The sequence below is a fragment of the Streptomyces filamentosus genome (assembly GCF_014654895.1).
GTDB classification, from domain to species: Bacteria; Actinomycetota; Actinomycetes; order Streptomycetales; family Streptomycetaceae; genus Streptomyces; species Streptomyces filamentosus.
Genome location: NZ_BNBE01000002.1, coordinates 1,286,908 through 1,301,103 on the forward strand (window position 1 = coordinate 1,286,908; position 14,196 = coordinate 1,301,103).

Consider the following 14,196-nt stretch of genomic DNA (forward strand, 5'->3'; position numbering starts at 1 on the left):
TCCGCCCCGGCGGGCACGGGGAGGCCGGCACGCCATGGCGGTGGACGAACTCGACACCCGCATCCTGCGGCTCCTGATCGAACAGCCGCGCACCAGCGTGCGGGAGTACGCGCGGATCCTGGGCGTCGCCCGGGGCACCGTACAGGCACGCATCGACCGGCTCGAACGCGACGGGGTCATCACGGCCACCGGACCGGTCCTCTCTCCCGCCGCGCTCGGGCATCCGGTGCTGGCCTTCGTGCACGTGGAGGTCACCCAGGGCCACCTCGACGAGGTGGGCGACGCGCTCGCCTCCGTCCCGGAGATCGTCGAGGCCTTCTCCATCACCGGCGGGGGCGACCTGCTGACCCGGGTGGTGGCCCGGGACGCGGGCCACCTGGAGGACGTCATCCAGCGGCTGATCCGGCTGCCGGGGGTGGTCAGGACCCGCACCGAGATCGCGCTGCGCGAGCGGGTCGCGCACCGGATGCTGCCGTTGGTGGAGTCGATGGGGCGGAGCGGGGGCCCGGGGCGGCGGCAGTAGCGGGGCCGGGACGGCGGCGGTCGCCGGGCGGGCGCCGCCCGGGACCGTAAATCCGGGTGCGGGGGCCGGGGGCGGCGTGGCAGGGTACGGGCGGCCTGTCCCCCGCGCATCGGAGCCGTACCGTGGCGATACCCTCCCGTCTCCTCCCCCTCCTCGCCGAATTCGACTTCGCCCGGCAGCGGCTGACGGACCGTCTGTCCGGGCCGGTGGTGAACAGCGGCAACGGCACGGACGTGCCGGTGGGGCCGATGACCGACGCCGAGTACCTGTGGGAGCCCGCGCCCGGCTGCTGGTCGGTGCGGCGGTGGGCGGACGGGCCGGGCCCGGCGGGCGAGTTCCTGACCGGTGCCGGCGAGTGGGGCCGGGAGACCGCCTCGTACCCGCACCCCGTGCCGCCGCCGTTCACCACCCTCGCCTGGCGGCTGACCCATCTGAGCGAGCTGCTGGAGCTCCGCGCCGACCACACGAACGGCACCCGTTCCCTGACCCGCGACGACTACCGCGCGGCCGGTGACGCGGCCGGCGCGATCGCCGCCTTCGACCGGGCCGCCGGGGCGTGGCGCGCGGCGCTGCTCTCCGCCGACGACGAGGCCCTGGACCGGGTGGGGCACTGCACCTATCCGCACGGGGGCGACGCCGAGGAACCGTTCCTGGAGGTCGTGTGGTGGGTCAACCAGGAACTCCTGCACCACGGCGCCGAGATCGCGCTCCTGCGGGACCTGTACCGGATCCTCGCCGTCTGACGGCCGGACCGCCCCGGGGGGGACGGCGGTCGGGCGAGGCCGCCGGCCCTCAGGCGGTGGTGCGGGCGAGGACGAGGGCCACGTCGTCCTGGGCGGGGCCCACGAGGAGCCGGGCCAGGACGCCGTCGCACACCTCCTCCAGGGGGCCGTCGGCCCGGCCGAGGGCGAGGCCCAGCTGGCGCATCCCCTCGTCGAGGTCGCGGTCCCGGGCCTCGATCAGCCCGTCCGTGTAGAGCACGAGCAGACCGCCGGGCGGCAGGAGGAGCTCCTCCGTGCCGAAGGCGTGCGCACCCGTGCCGAGCGGGGTGCCGGGCGGGCTCCGGAGGAAGGAGACCTCCCCGCCGGGCGTGACGACGGCGGGCGGCAGATGGCCGGCGCGGGCGATCGTCCAGCTCTCGGTGGCCGGGGAGTGCACGGCGTACAGACAGGTCGCCATCGTGTCCTCGCCGAGGTCGGCGACGACCGCGTCGAGGGAGCGCAGCATCTCGGCGGGCGGGATGTCGTGGCGGGCCAGGGTCCGCACGGCGGTGCGGAGCTGGCCCATGACGGCCGCCGCGTGGATGCCGTGGCCCATCACGTCGCCGATGACGAGCCCGGTCCGGCCGCCGGGCAGGGCGATCACGTCGAACCAGTCGCCGCCGACGTCGTGCGCGCTGGCCGGGAGGTAGCGGCCGGTGAGTTCGAGGCCGGTGACGGCGGGCAGCTCGCTGTTGGTGAGGCTGCGCTGGAGGGCAAGGGCGGCGGCGCGCTGGGTGGTGTAGAGCCGGGCGTTGTCGATGTTGAGCGCGGCCCGGGCGACGACCTCGTCGATGAGCACCGCGTCCTGGTCGTCGAAGGGCTCGCGGGTCCTGAGCCGGGTGACGGTGACGGCGCCGAGGACCTGGCCGCGGGCGACGAGCGGCACGGTGCGGGCGGAGCCGAAGCGGGTCGACAGGTAGTCGCGCAGCGACTCGGCGGCCTTGCCCGGGAAGAGGACCGGGATGTCGGCGTCGCCGAGGAAGGTGGGCCGGCCGTCGAGGACCAGCCGCTCGTACGCGGAGCCGGCGGGCAGCTGGAAGGTCTGGCCGGGGCCCAGCAGCGGGCTGGGCGGCACCGGCTCGGGGAAGACGGCGGCGATGCGGCGCAGCACGCCCCGGGAGGAGGCGGCCGGGTCGTCGGGTTCGAGGACGGCCTCCAGCATCTGCACGTCGGCGGAGTCGCAGAGCTGCGGCACGAGGAAGCGGACCACCTCCTCCGCGGTCTGCCGCAGGTCGAGGGTGGTGCCGATGCGCGCGCCCGCCTCGGCGAGGAGCGCGAAGCGGTGCCGGGCCCGCTCGACCTCGATGTGCGCCTCCTGGCTCTCGGTGATGTCGACGAGGGAGGCGATGATCCCGAGGGGACGGCCCCCGGACCGCCCGGCGGCGGGGTCGGCGGAGCCGTCGAGGGGGCCGTCGGAGGGGGCGGTCCCGGGGAAGGCGCCGGTGCCGGGGCGGGCCCCCCGGTCGATCAGGGGGGCGTAGGAGCAGGACCAGATGTGGTCGCGGTCGGGGTCGGCGGGGGTGCGGCCGACCCGGCGGGCGTCGACGACGGGCTCGCGGGTGGCGAGGACCTGCCGCATCAGGTGCTCCAGGGCGACGGCGTTGACCCCGGGCACGACCTCGGTGAGGCGCCGGCCGACGTGCTCGGCGGCGGTGACGCCGTTCATCCGCGCCAGGGCGTCGTTGACCCGCAGGAAGCGCAGGTCGGGGCCGAGGAGGGCGAGCCCTATGGGCGACTGGGTGAAGAGGCTCTCCATCGCCGCGAGGTTCTCCCGCATCCGCAGGACCTCGGAGGTCTCGACGGCGATGAGCATGGCGCCGGGCCGCCCCGTGGGGTCGGCGGCGGGCACGATCCACATCTCCATGGGGACCGTGTGTCCGTCGCGGTGGCGGACCGGGAGGGTGCCCACCATCGTCTCGCCCGCCTGGACCCGGCGGGTGAGCCGTTCGGCGAGCTCGCGGTTGGCGTCGGGCACGAGGAGCGGGGAGGCGGGGACGCCGAGGACGTGCTCGGGGCGGTGGCCCAGGAGGTCCTGCGCGGCGAGCGACCACTCGACGATGCGGCCCTCGGCATCCTCGCGCCACAGGGCGATCGGGAGCAGTTCCCGGAGCACGCCCGCGTCCCCGACGGCCGCCCGCGGCGGCTGCGGAACCCTGCTCGGTGACGACTGATGAGCGTCCACGCATCGACCTACGCATCGGCCTGGCCCCGGAGGGCAATCCCTGTCGAATCACCCTAGCCGAGGTGCCGTCGGGGGGCTTGCGGTGCGCGGCCGATCGGCTGCGCACCGGTGGGGCGGGGAGGCGGTGGGGCGGGGGGAGTGGACATAGGGGCCGGGGGCCGTTTTCCCGACGCGGAAGGCTCAGAAGGAGAAGACGGCGCCCGTGCGGGCTCCCAGTTCGCAGCTGTTGCCGTACTCGCGGGCGAAGGAGACCGGACGGCCGCGCCAGACGCCTTCGGCGCGGACCTCGACGGGGTCGTAGAGGAGGACGCAGGCGATGTCGGAGTCGCGGTCGACGCGCCCCTGGGAGGCGTGCAGGTCGGCGCAGGCCGCCTCGGCGCGGGGGTGGCCGCCGCCCGCCGGGTCGCAGCGGAGGATGACGGTCCGCGAGGCGGGCGCGGCCGGGGCGGCGCCTTCGGGGGTCGGGGCGGTGGTGGCGGGAGCGGGGCCGGTGACGGTCAGGCGGAGGGTGGTGGCGGGGGCGCCGCCCGTGGTGGGGGCGGGGCCCGCGGTGGGAGCGGCGAGGAGGAGGGCGGACAGGAGGGCGGCGGGGAGGTGCGTGATCATGTCCGGTCAACGAGCCGTGCGCCCCGGCGGTCACTGGGAAAGGCGTTGGCCCAGGGTTCGGGGCGGTGGCAAGGACTCGCCAGCCTCCACCCCCGCGCCGGCGGCGTGAAGCCGCCGCACCGGGGGCTCCGGGCGGGGCCGGGACCAGTGACCCGGGGGCCGATTCCGGCGGGGTGGCGGACGGTCCGGTGGGCGCTGCGCGCAGGTTCCCGGGGATTCCCCGAAGGGCCCGGACCGGGCCTTCCACGGCCCGTCCCGCCTGGTCCTGAGACCCCGTGACGCGCACGCCGCGTGACGGCCGCCGCAGGGGAGAGCGAATCCCGGATCCCGGATCCGAGTGCCGGCTCCGGATTCCGGAGGCGGATCCCGGAGCCGGGAACGATCTCCACCCCTCCCCCGTTATACCCCCCACGGGTATAAAGAGGAGGAGCGCATGACCACGACCAGCACCCGCCGCCTGCCGGCACTCACCCCCGACCAGGCCCAGGGGCGGGCCCGCGAACTGCTCGGGGACATCGTCGAACGGCACGGCTCGGCGGGCGAGATGGTGTCCACGATGGCCAACTCGCCGGCGATGATCGAGGGTTACCTGAGCCTGTCGCGCGCGATGAAGCGGGTGAAGATCCCGCGCGCGCTGAGCGAGAAGCTGTCGCTCGCGGTGCAGGAGTGGATCGGCTGCGGCACCTGCCGCGAGGCGCACGAGGCGGCCGGCCGGGCGGCCGGGCTGAGCGGGTCCGACATCGCCCTGGCCCGCCAGGGCACTTCCACCGATCCTCGCGAGGCCGCCCTCATCGCCCTCGCGCTCAAGGTGCTCGCCGAGCCCTCCGCGCTCGGTGACGCGGACGTCGCCGAGGTGCGGGCGCACGGCTGGAGCGACCGGGTCGTCGCCGAGGTGGTCGGGGTGGTCAGCCTCAACCTGCTGACCGGCGCCTTCAACCTCCTCGCCGGCATCCAGCCGGACGCCGGGGAGGAGAGCGAGGAGGGGAGCTAGTACTCCGGTGCGGGGCGGTGTACGTCCGGCGCGAGAGCGGTCGGGAAGGCCGGGGCCGGCATGGCCGGGGTGATGTGCCGGTGCCGGCCGGTCCTCGTCCACGACTGCGGAGAGGCGTCGCTCGAGGAGCGGGCCGACCGTGGTGAGAGGGGGGAGCGACTACGCGGCCGAATACACTTCGCAGACCGGTCACGTCTGTCGGCCGGACGACAAGGAACCCGTCACGCCTCCGGGCGAGATGGCGAAGCCCTTCGCCGAGCAGGGCCGCCCGAAGAACGGTGGTCGCGCGGAGATGCAGTGCCTGAGCAAGGCGTTCGCGCGCGAGGGCACGGGCGGGCGCCCGGGGGGGGAACATGACCACGGCGCACGTCAGCGACACCGAGAAGGGCGACCGCGGTTCCCCGGCCGGTCCGCGCAAGGGGTGCCGTCGCGTACTGGACGCCTTGGAGGTGATCTGCTGATGCGCGGGGAGTCGGCGGGCTTCACCTCCGGGTTGTGTCCGGAGACGGTCACCGCCCTGCGGCTGGCCGGCTGGACGCCCGAGCGGCGGCTCGATGTGACCCCCGAGATCCGGTCCCTGGAGACACAGGGGTACGTCCCGAGTGCGGTGGCGACCTCCTTCCTCGAGGAGTTCCGGGGTCTGAAGGTCGGTCCGGCCCGTGAGGACGGCCCCAACTTCATCAACGGGGAGCCGTTCTTCGTCGACCCGGTCGGCGCCGGAAGCAGGCACCGGGACGAGTCCCTGGAGATCGGCTCCGTCCTGGGCGGCTCGTGGTTCCCCCTCGGCTGGTGGCTCAGCTACTCGCACGTGTTCATGCGCCAGGACGGAGCTGTGGTCGCGTACGCGGACGGCCTGATCTGGGACCTCCGCAGTACGCCCGGCGAGGCGCTGGACCTCATGGTGAGTGCGAATCGCCCACTGGTCTGCCTTCACGCCTCCCACGGGATGAGACCGTGGCCCAGGTGAGGCTCCCGATTCCGTCGGGGTGAGCGGGGTGATGCCGAGCGGGAACGGCTGCGGCCGTCGGTCAAGCGTCTGAAGCGGCACCGGGCCGTCGCCACTCGCCACGACAAGCGCGGCCGCGTCCGCCTCGGCACCGCTACAGCGGCGGCCCCGGCCGTCCGGCTACGGACTCGTTCGACCGGACAGGTCCCAGGAGGCTGCGGGGGCGGGCAGTTCCTTCTCCAGGAGGGCGAAGGACTTCGCGGGACCGCCCGGCTGGGGCTTGCCGTCCTTGCGGCCGACGAGCCGGTAGCCGGCCCGCAGGTAGTAGTCGGTGAGCTTCGGGTTGGAGGCGAGGCAGTCCAGGCGTACCCGGGTCCGGCCGGTCCCGGCCACCCGGGCCTCGGCGGCGGCCAGCAGCAGTCGGCCCGTGCCGGGGGCGGCGGCGCGGTCCACCATGAGCCGGTGGACGTAGCCGGCGACGGGCGGTTGCGGCCCCCAGGCCGCCTCGTCGTCCCACCACAGTTCCCAGGCGCCGACGACCCGTCCGCCGCCCTCCGCGAGCCAGACCTCGCCGTGCTCCATGATCCGCCGGAAGTGGTCCTCGCCCAGTTCCCCGGGCCGCCACTGGCCGGTGACGCCCCGGGCCAGCATCCAGCGGGCCGCGTCGTCGCGGAGGCGTACGAGGGTGGCGAGGTCGGCTTCGCCGGCCGGGCGGTGCTGGAGGGGGGCGGTCACGCGGCCGATCCTCGCACACCGTCCCCGGAGGCCCCCGGGGCGGTGAAGGAGACGGCGGCGGCCGGGGCGGTGACCTCGGCGTCGGAGCCGAGGGCGTAGGCGGCCACCCGGGAGACCACGGCCGCCGGGACGGCGTCCGCGACGCCGGGGACGGCCGGGCAGTCCTGGGTGGCGTGGGCGTCGAAGGGCACGACGACCCGGTAGCCGCGCTCCAGGGCCGTCCGGGCGGTGGCCTGGACGCACATCTCCGACATCACCCCGCAGACGGCGACGGCCCGGGTGCCGTGTCCGGCGAGCAGGTCGCCGAGGCCGGTCTCCCGGAAGCCGTCGTCGTACGGCTTGCGGACGACGGCCTCGGCGGGCCCGGGGACGACGGGGTGGTGCAACTCCCAGCCGGGGGTGTGGGGTTCGTCCTCGGCGCCGGGCGGCCCGTCGTTCTGGAGGTGGACGACGAGCGCGCCGGCGGCGCGGGCGCGGGCGAGCAGTCCGGCCGTGCGGTCGACGAGCCGGGCGGCGTCGGGCACGGCGCCGTCGCCGGTGACGAAGGCGGACTGGACGTCGACGACGATGAGGGTGTCCACGGGCGGGAGCGTCTGCGCGGTCATCCGGTCATCATCACGTGCCCGCCCCGGCCGCTCCACGGAGTTTCCCCCCAGCAGCACCGGCGGAACGGTGGAACCGACGGCGCACGTGGCGGCGTGCGGCACCACGAAGGCGAGGGCGGGGAGCGAGGGCGGGGAGCGGGGGGCAGGCGTCCAGGCACTGGCGGGCCCGGCCCCGCACGGCGGTGCGGTGCGATGCGGCGGTCGAGGGTCCGGCCTCGACCGGGGCGGAGGAGGGGGCGGTGGGCCGGCCGCGCGGAGCCGCCGTTCCCTCCTCCGCGAGGGGCGGCGGCCGTATCGGGGGCCTCAGACGGGGTGCTCCGCGCGGGCGCGGGGACCGGCCGGCAGGGGCGGTGCGGGCGGCGGCGCCAGGAGGGGCCGGGGGCGGAGCAGCTCGTCGAGGCCGGTGAGCCGGACCAGGCGGAGGATCCACGGCTGGTCGCAGACGAGCTGCCAGTGCGCCCCGCGCCCGCGGGCGCTGCGGGCGCAGTGGGCGAGCAGGCCGAGGCCGGTGGCGTCGCAGAAGCCGAGCGGGCGGATGTCGACGGCGAGGGCGGCGGCCTCGCGGACGAGGGCGTCGAGTTCGGGCCGCAGGTGGCGGACCAGGACGAGGTCCAGTTCGCCGCGGAGGACGGCGACGGTCAGTCCGCCGGCCGTGCGGACGGTGAGGTGCGGGTCGTGGCGGGGGATCAGCTGCATCGGACGCTCCACAGGGATGGGTCCAAGTGTCAGGTCGAGCGTGGCCGGAGGAGATGCGGAAGGGACGTTTCGCCTCCCCCTCAGTCACCTGATCCAGTGAAGGGGCGCCCGTGGGTTTGTCGGACAGGCGTACGCCGGTCCGCCCCCCCCTTCCGGGGAGGTCCGCCCTCTCCCGAGATGTTCGCCCCCTCCCGAGATGTTCGTCATCTCCTGAGATGTTCGTCCTTTCCCGAGAGGTTCATACCCTCCCGGGAGGTCCGCCCCTCCCCTGAGAACGGGGGCGGACCGGCGTACGGGCTCAGGACGCGGCCGGGGCCCCGAACCACCGCTCCAGGCGGGCGCGCAGCTCCGCCGGGTCGTCGCCGACCCAGACGACGTGCCCGTCCGGGCGCAGCAGCGCCGCCGGCACCCCGGCCAGCGGGTCCCCCGCGCCGGCGTCCGCCCCGTCCTCCGTCCCGGCGTCCGCCGCTCCGTCCGCCCCGACGACGCGGTCCACCCGGTCCTCCCAGCCCTCCGCCGCGAGCGTGCCGGTGCGGTCGAGCAGGAGGCCGCGGCCGGTGCGCGCCGCCTCGTACAGTCGTCCCTCCTTCAGCGGGACGTCCCTCAGCCGCCGGCCGACCAGGGGGTGTTCCCCCTCCCCGCCGCAGGCGTAGCGGACGTCGACCGCGGTGATCTTCCCGATGAGGTGCCGGTTGACCTCCTCGAAGTCCATCAGTTCGGCGACCAGCCGGCGCACGGCCCGTGCCCCGGGCTCCTCGGACATCAGCTCCATCTGCGCGCGGGTGTTGTCGAGCACGGCGGCGGCGACCGGGTGGCGCTCGGAGTGGTACGTGTCGAGCAGCCCCTCCGGGGCCTGCCCGCGCACCTCGGCGGCCAGCTTCCAGCCGAGGTTGAAGGCGTCCTGCACCCCGAGGTTGAGCCCCTGGCCGCCGGTCGGCGGGTGGACGTGGGCGGCGTCGCCGGCGAGCAGCACCCGGCCCGCGCGGTACCGCTCGGCCTGCCGGGTGCCGTCGCCGAAGCGGGCCAGCCGGCGGGCCTCGTGGACTCCGAAGTCGTTGCCGCCGACCGCGAGCAGACGCTCCCTCAGCTCGGCGAGGGTCGGCGCGGACCGGTCGCCGGAGAGTCCGGCGGCGGGCACGACCACCCGGAAGAAGCCGTCCCCGAGCGGCATCGCGCCGAACCGCAGCTGTGTCCTGCGGACCTCGGTCATCACCGCGACCACCTCCTCCCACGGGATCCCGATCCGCACCTCCGCGATCAGCGTCTCGTGCCGGGCGGGCAGGCCGGGGAAGCCGATCCCGGCCAGGGCGCGGACGGTGCTGCGGCCGCCGTCGCAGCCGACCAGCCAGCGGGCGCGCAGCCGGGTGCCGTCGGCGAACTCCGCCGTCACGCCCTCCGCGTCCTGGGCCAGGCCGGTCAGCTCGTGGCCGTGCCGGATCTCGACGCCGGTCTCCCGGGCGTGCTCGGCGAGGAGTTCCTCGGTGACGGTCTGCGGGATGCCGAGGACGTAGGAGTGGGCGGTGTCCAGCCCCTCGGGCCAGGCGGGGCCGAGGCCGGCGAAGAAGCCGCCGACCCGGTACTGCTGCCCGCGGGCGAGGAAGCGGTCGAGGAGGCCGCGCTGGTCCATCACCTCGATGCTGCGGACGTGCAGTCCGAGGGCGCGGCTGTAGCCGCTCGGCCCGGCCTCCTTCTCCAGGAGGAGCGGGCGCGCGCCGCCCAGGCGCAGTTCGGAGGCGAGCATCAGCCCGGTCGGTCCGCCGCCGATCACGAGGACGTCGGCGTCGAGACCGGCATCGGGACCGGCATCGAGGTCGGCGTCGGGACGAGGTGCGGGGGACGGGGCGCCGGGCTCCGGAGCGGCATCGGCGTCGAAAGCGGTGTCGGACATGGTGTTTCCCCCATCGGTCGTGCGGTGAGGCCGCCGATTCTGCGCCCTTCGGGGGGCCTTGCCGCAAGGCCCCCCGTGCGCTATACGTTGAAGAGGGCGAGGAACCGGTGGTTCCCCGCCCTCGCCGTTTCCCCCGCTTCCCGCCCCCGCGCCTCGTCGCGCTGCTCCGTCCGGGGGAGGCCGCCCGGTGTCAGGTGCGCAGCTCCCGCGCCTCGAACCGGCCCTCGCCGAGGACCAGGACGAAGGAGAGCTGTTGCCCCTCGGAGAGGGCGCGGACGCCGCCCTCGACGTCCTCGGCCCGGAAGAAGACGGGTTCCTCCGATCCGACGGGCAGCACGAACCCGTAGCCGGCGCGGCGGTTGAAGGACTTCACGAATCCGGTGGTGCGGTTGTCCACGGCGACCTCCTTCGCTCCGGGCGCTCACGGCGCCCCACCGGAGGTGTACCCCGTACGGCCCGGCTCCGCATCCGGGCCGCGACCCCTGCCGCACCGGGCCGCGCCCCTTCCGTACCGGGCCGGATCGCGGTGCCGGAACGGACCGCCGTACCGGGTCAGAAGACGGAGAGGCCGGTGATGGTGGTGAAGCGGTCGAGGGCGGCGACCCCGGCGACCGAGTTGCCCCGCGCGTCGAGACCGGGGCTCCACACGCACAGGGTGCAGCGGCCGGGCACGACGGCGATGATCGCGCCGCCGACGCCGCTCTTCCCGGGGAGTCCCACCCGGTAGGCGAAGTCCCCGGCGGCGTCGTAGGTGCCGCAGGTGAGCATGACGGCGTTGATCTGCTTGGCCTGGCTGCGGGTGAGGAGCCGGCTGCCGTCGGCGCGGATGCCGTGCCGGGCGAGGAAGCCGGTGGCGACGGCGAGGTCCGCGCAGGACGCCTCGATCGAGCACTGCCGGAAGTACTCGCGCAGCAGGGTGGGGACGGGGGTGGCGATGTTGCCGTACGAGGCCATGAAGTGGGCGAGGGCCGCGTTGCGGTCGCCGTGCTCGCCCTCGGAGGCGGCGACGTCCCGGTCGAAGTCGAGGTCGTCGTTGCCGCTCTCGGCGCGCAGGAGGTCCCGCAGGCTGCCGGAGGCGTCGCCGGTCATCCGGTGCAGCCGGTCGGTGACGACGAGCGCGCCCGCGTTGATGAACGGGTTGCGGGGGATGCCCTGCTCGTACTCCAGCTGCACGAGCGAGTTGAAGGGGTTGCCGGAGGGCTCGCGGCCCACGTGGTCCCAGAGCGCGTCGCCCTCCTTGGCGAGGGCGAGCGCCAGGGTGAAGACCTTGGTGACGGACTGGGTGGAGAAGGGCCGCTGCCACTCCCCCACCCCGTACACGCTGCCGTCCAGCTCCGCCACGGCCATGCCGAAGAGGCCGGGGTCCCCGGCGGCGAGCGCCGGGATGTAGTCGGCGGGGCGGCCGCGGTCGGCGAGGCCCCCGATCTCCTCGAAGACACGTTCGAGCACGGGCAGGAAGGACTGCATCATGATCACATGATGCAGCCGGTCCGACCCGGTGTCCTCGGCGGCGGGAACCGGACGACGGAACGCGCGGCTCCGCCGCCCCGCGCCCGGGGGCGGAGCGCCCCGGGGCGGAGCGCGCGGGCCCGGCCGCACATCCGGGCCCGTGCGTCCCGGGGAGGTCAGCCCGCGACGCGGGCCATCCATTCCTCCACCTCGGCGGAGGTGCGGGGCAGGCCGGCCGACAGGTTCTCGTGGCCCGTCTCCGTGACCAGCAGGTCGTCCTCGATCCGGACGCCGATGCCGCGCCACTCCGCGGGCACCGTCAGGTCGTCGGGCTGGAAGTAGAGGCCGGGCTCGACGGTGAGGACCATGCCCGGCACCAGGACCCCGTCGACGTACTCCTCGTTCCGCGCGGAGGCGCAGTCGTGCACGTCGAGACCCAGCATGTGGCCGGTTCCCGCCATGGTGAAGCGCCGCTGGAGGCCCAGCTCGTACGCGCGGTCCACCGGTCCCTCGATGAAGCCCCACTCGACCAGCTTCGCCGCCAGGTGCCGCTGGGCCGCCTCGTGGAAGGCGCGGTAGGGGGCGCCGGGCTTCACCGCGTCGAAGCCGGCCTGCTGCGCCTCGTACACGGCGTCGTACACCTGCCGCTGGACGGGGGTGAAGGTGCCGCTGATGGGGAGGGTGCGGGTGACGTCGGCGGTGTAGAGGGAGTGGGTCTCCACGCCGGCGTCGAAGAGCAGCAGCTCGCCGGGGCGGACCGGGCCGTCGTTGGAGGTCCAGTGCATGATCGTGGCGTGCTCGCCGGCGGCGCAGATGGAGCCGTAGCCGACCGAGTTGCCCTCCAGGCGGGCGCGGCGGAAGAAGGTGCCCTCGATCCACCGCTCGGAGGTGGCGACGGCGGTGGAGAGGTCGCCGATGGCGTCGGTGAAGCCGCGGACGGTGGAGTCGACGGCCTTGCGGAGCTCGCCGATCTCCCACGCGTCCTTGACGAGGCGCAGCTCGCTGAGGGCGTCCTCCAGCTCGGTGTCCCGCTCCTCGTCGGTGGTGACGGCCGCCTCCAGGGCGGGGTCGACGCCGCGGACGATCCGGGTGGGCACGTCCGCGCCGGCGGCCAGCCGGCCGGGGAGTTCGCGGACGTCGCGACAGGCCAGTCCGAGGACCCGCTCGGCCTCGGCGAGGGAGAGCCGGCGGCCCATCCACAGCTCGGCGGTGTAGCCGATCCAGAAGGTGTCGTCGTCGCGGCCGTCGCGGGGCAGGACGTAGCCGTACGCGTCGTGGCCGCCGTCCTCGCGCGGTTCCAGGACGAGGGCGCAGTCGCGGGCCTGGTCGCCGGTCATGTGGACGTAGGCGGAGTGCGGACGGAAGGGGTACGTGTCGTCGTTCGACCGCACCTTGAGGTTGCCGGACGGGACCACCAGGCGCTCGCCGGGGAAGCGCGCGGAGAGCGCGGCGCGCCGGGCGGCGGCGTACGGCGCCTGCTCGGCCTGCTCCAGGTCGTGCCGTTCGGTGTCGGCCCAGCCGGTCCGCATCAGCGCGGAGAGTTCCTCGGAAACGCCGCCGTACAGACCGTTCTTGCGACCCTTCGCCACGTCGTGCTCCTTCGTCGAGAGTCCCTGCGGGAGAACCGCCGGTCGTCGGCGGCCCACGGACCGTAGCCCGCTCCCGGGGCGCGTGGGGGCACGGGAGTGCCAGTGGCACGGATCGGACACCGGGGCGTCCGGCGGCGCCCAGAATGGGAGCATGGCGAACGCGAAACTGGGTGAGGCCCTGCGGCTCCTGGGCCTCGGCGCGACGGCGGCGCGGGTCTACCGCGCCCTCCTGGAGCGGGCCCCGGCGCCGCTGGCCGAGATCGGCGCGGCGGTCGGGCTCGACGGGCCTGCGCTGGTGGCGGCGTACGGCGAGCTGGTCGACGCCGGGCTCGCGAGCCCGGCGGCCGACGGGGGCGCGACGGTGGCGCCGGTGCCGCCCGCGGCGGGCCTGGAGATCCTGGGCCGGCACCGGGCGGCGGAGCTGGACGAGTCGCGGATCACGGTGGGCGGCGCCTTCGAGGCGTTCCGGCGGCAGCGGCTGGCCGCGTACGGCGACGACCTGGTGGAGGTGGTGACCGGGGAGGCGATCGGGCCGCGGATGCGGCAGGCGTGGGCGAGCGCCCGGCAGCAGATCCGGCAGCTGGACTCGCCGCCGTACTTCAAGGTCCCCGGCGCCACCGACGACGCGCTCGCGACCCTCGCCCGGGGCGTCACCCAGCGGGTCGTCTACTCGCGGGCCTCGCTGGAGCAGCCGGGCCACCTGGAGCGGTCGATCGAGCCGGTGGTCGCGGCGGGCGAGCAGGCCCGGGTGCTGCCGTCGGTGCCGGTGAAGCTGGTGATCATCGACGACGCGTACGCGCTGGTCTCCCTGTCGATCCGGGAGGCCGACGTGTTCACCACGATGCTGGTGGTGCAGCCGTGCGGACTGCTGTCGGCGCTGGTGGCGCTCTTCGAGCAGTCCTGGCGGGACGCGCTGCCCCTCCACGGCCGCACCGCCCTCCCGGGCGGGCTGGCGCCGGCCGACCGGCGGCTGCTGTGGCTGCTCGCCGGGGGTGCGGCCGACGAGGTGATCGCCCGGGAGATCGGCGTCAGCCGCCGCACCCTCTTCCGCCGCGTCCAGGTGCTGATGGCCCGGACGGGCGCGTCCAACCGCTTCCAGCTGGCGCTCCAGGCCCAGCGGCACGGCTGGCTCTGAACGGCAGGACCTGAGCGGCCGCCCCTGAGCGGCCGCCCCTGACCGATCGCCCCTGGGCCATCACCCCCGAACGATCGGCTCCGAGCGGCC

At 75.2% G+C, this 14,196-nt stretch carries 14 protein-coding genes; 5 read left to right on the forward strand and 9 right to left on the reverse strand.

Going from position 1 to position 14,196, the window contains the following annotated elements; translation table 11 throughout:
- Positions 1 to 34 precede the first annotated feature (34 nt).
- Both IE326_RS24665 and IE326_RS24670 read left to right on the forward strand, forming a co-directional pair.
- Positions 35 to 523, forward strand: coding sequence for an Lrp/AsnC family transcriptional regulator (locus IE326_RS24665; protein ID WP_150226908.1), 489 nt, complete (start codon positions 35 to 37; stop codon positions 521 to 523).
- A gap of 122 nt (positions 524 to 645) precedes the next feature.
- Complete coding sequence (locus tag IE326_RS24670) at positions 646 to 1,266, forward strand: DinB family protein (RefSeq protein WP_150226909.1); 621 nt, start codon at positions 646 to 648, stop codon at positions 1,264 to 1,266.
- A gap of 49 nt (positions 1,267 to 1,315) precedes the next feature.
- On the opposite strand, the gene IE326_RS24675 is transcribed toward IE326_RS24670, so the two are convergent.
- Together IE326_RS24675 and IE326_RS24680 are read right to left on the reverse strand one after the other, a co-directional pair.
- On the reverse strand, positions 1,316 to 3,466 hold the full coding sequence (locus IE326_RS24675; RefSeq protein ID WP_190043028.1) for a SpoIIE family protein phosphatase: 2,151 nt from the start codon (positions 3,464 to 3,466) through the stop codon (positions 1,316 to 1,318).
- A gap of 180 nt (positions 3,467 to 3,646) precedes the next feature.
- Positions 3,647 to 4,072 (reverse strand): SSI family serine proteinase inhibitor, encoded by a 426-nt coding sequence (locus IE326_RS24680; protein ID WP_190043029.1) that lies wholly within the window; start codon positions 4,070 to 4,072, stop codon positions 3,647 to 3,649.
- 433 nt (positions 4,073 to 4,505) lie between these two features.
- On the opposite strand from IE326_RS24680, the gene IE326_RS24685 reads away from it, so the two are divergent.
- Positions 4,506 to 5,063 (forward strand): carboxymuconolactone decarboxylase family protein, encoded by a 558-nt coding sequence (locus tag IE326_RS24685; RefSeq protein WP_150226911.1) that lies wholly within the window; start codon positions 4,506 to 4,508, stop codon positions 5,061 to 5,063.
- A gap of 460 nt (positions 5,064 to 5,523) precedes the next feature.
- The gene (locus IE326_RS24690) at positions 5,524 to 6,030 is read left to right on the forward strand and encodes an SUKH-3 domain-containing protein (protein ID WP_190043030.1); all 507 of its coding nucleotides are present in this window, start codon (positions 5,524 to 5,526) and stop codon (positions 6,028 to 6,030) included.
- A gap of 159 nt (positions 6,031 to 6,189) precedes the next feature.
- On the opposite strand, the gene IE326_RS24695 is transcribed toward IE326_RS24690, so the two are convergent.
- From IE326_RS24695 to IE326_RS24725, 7 genes are all read right to left on the reverse strand, one after another.
- Complete coding sequence (locus IE326_RS24695) at positions 6,190 to 6,744, reverse strand: GNAT family N-acetyltransferase (protein ID WP_229915603.1); 555 nt, start codon at positions 6,742 to 6,744, stop codon at positions 6,190 to 6,192.
- A complete protein-coding gene (locus tag IE326_RS24700) occupies positions 6,741 to 7,349 on the reverse strand; it encodes an isochorismatase family protein (RefSeq protein ID WP_190043031.1) in 609 nt (202 codons plus the stop codon). The genes IE326_RS24695 and IE326_RS24700 overlap by 4 nt, the downstream gene beginning before the upstream one ends.
- Before the next feature lie 303 nt (positions 7,350 to 7,652).
- A complete protein-coding gene (locus IE326_RS24705) occupies positions 7,653 to 8,045 on the reverse strand; it encodes an STAS domain-containing protein (RefSeq protein ID WP_190043032.1) in 393 nt (130 codons plus the stop codon).
- 298 nt (positions 8,046 to 8,343) lie between these two features.
- Positions 8,344 to 9,786, reverse strand: coding sequence for an FAD-dependent monooxygenase (locus tag IE326_RS24710; RefSeq protein WP_229915692.1), 1,443 nt, complete (start codon positions 9,784 to 9,786; stop codon positions 8,344 to 8,346).
- Between the two features lie 337 nt (positions 9,787 to 10,123).
- A complete protein-coding gene (locus tag IE326_RS24715; protein WP_229915604.1) occupies positions 10,124 to 10,330 on the reverse strand; it encodes a cold-shock protein in 207 nt (68 codons plus the stop codon).
- 155 nt (positions 10,331 to 10,485) lie between these two features.
- Positions 10,486 to 11,403, reverse strand: a complete 918-nt coding sequence (locus tag IE326_RS24720; RefSeq protein WP_150226916.1) for a glutaminase — start codon at positions 11,401 to 11,403, stop codon at positions 10,486 to 10,488.
- A gap of 155 nt (positions 11,404 to 11,558) precedes the next feature.
- The gene (locus IE326_RS24725; protein ID WP_190043034.1) at positions 11,559 to 12,971 is read right to left on the reverse strand and encodes an aminopeptidase P family protein; all 1,413 of its coding nucleotides are present in this window, start codon (positions 12,969 to 12,971) and stop codon (positions 11,559 to 11,561) included.
- A gap of 151 nt (positions 12,972 to 13,122) precedes the next feature.
- Between IE326_RS24725 and IE326_RS24730 the strand changes: the two genes are divergently transcribed.
- The gene (locus tag IE326_RS24730; protein WP_150226918.1) at positions 13,123 to 14,106 is read left to right on the forward strand and encodes a helix-turn-helix domain-containing protein; all 984 of its coding nucleotides are present in this window, start codon (positions 13,123 to 13,125) and stop codon (positions 14,104 to 14,106) included.
- The last annotated feature ends 90 nt before the right edge of the window (positions 14,107 to 14,196 follow it).

Excerpts from the sequence above, each read along its gene's own strand:
- IE326_RS24705 (WP_190043032.1), bottom strand. The coding sequence starts at position 8,045 with ATGCAGCTGATCCCCCGCCACGACCCGCACCTCACCGTCCGCACGGCC.
- IE326_RS24710 (WP_229915692.1), bottom strand. The coding sequence starts at position 9,786 with ATGCTCGCCTCCGAACTGCGCCTGGGCGGCGCGCGCCCGCTCCTCCTG.
- IE326_RS24700 (WP_190043031.1), bottom strand. The coding sequence starts at position 7,349 with ATGACCGCGCAGACGCTCCCGCCCGTGGACACCCTCATCGTCGTCGAC.
- IE326_RS24730 (WP_150226918.1), top strand. The coding sequence starts at position 13,123 with ATGGCGAACGCGAAACTGGGTGAGGCCCTGCGGCTCCTGGGCCTCGGC.
- IE326_RS24680 (WP_190043029.1), bottom strand. The coding sequence starts at position 4,072 with ATGATCACGCACCTCCCCGCCGCCCTCCTGTCCGCCCTCCTCCTCGCC.
- IE326_RS24720 (WP_150226916.1), bottom strand. The coding sequence starts at position 11,403 with ATGATGCAGTCCTTCCTGCCCGTGCTCGAACGTGTCTTCGAGGAGATC.
- IE326_RS24690 (WP_190043030.1), top strand. The coding sequence starts at position 5,524 with ATGCGCGGGGAGTCGGCGGGCTTCACCTCCGGGTTGTGTCCGGAGACG.
- IE326_RS24665 (WP_150226908.1), top strand. The coding sequence starts at position 35 with ATGGCGGTGGACGAACTCGACACCCGCATCCTGCGGCTCCTGATCGAA.
- IE326_RS24685 (WP_150226911.1), top strand. The coding sequence starts at position 4,506 with ATGACCACGACCAGCACCCGCCGCCTGCCGGCACTCACCCCCGACCAG.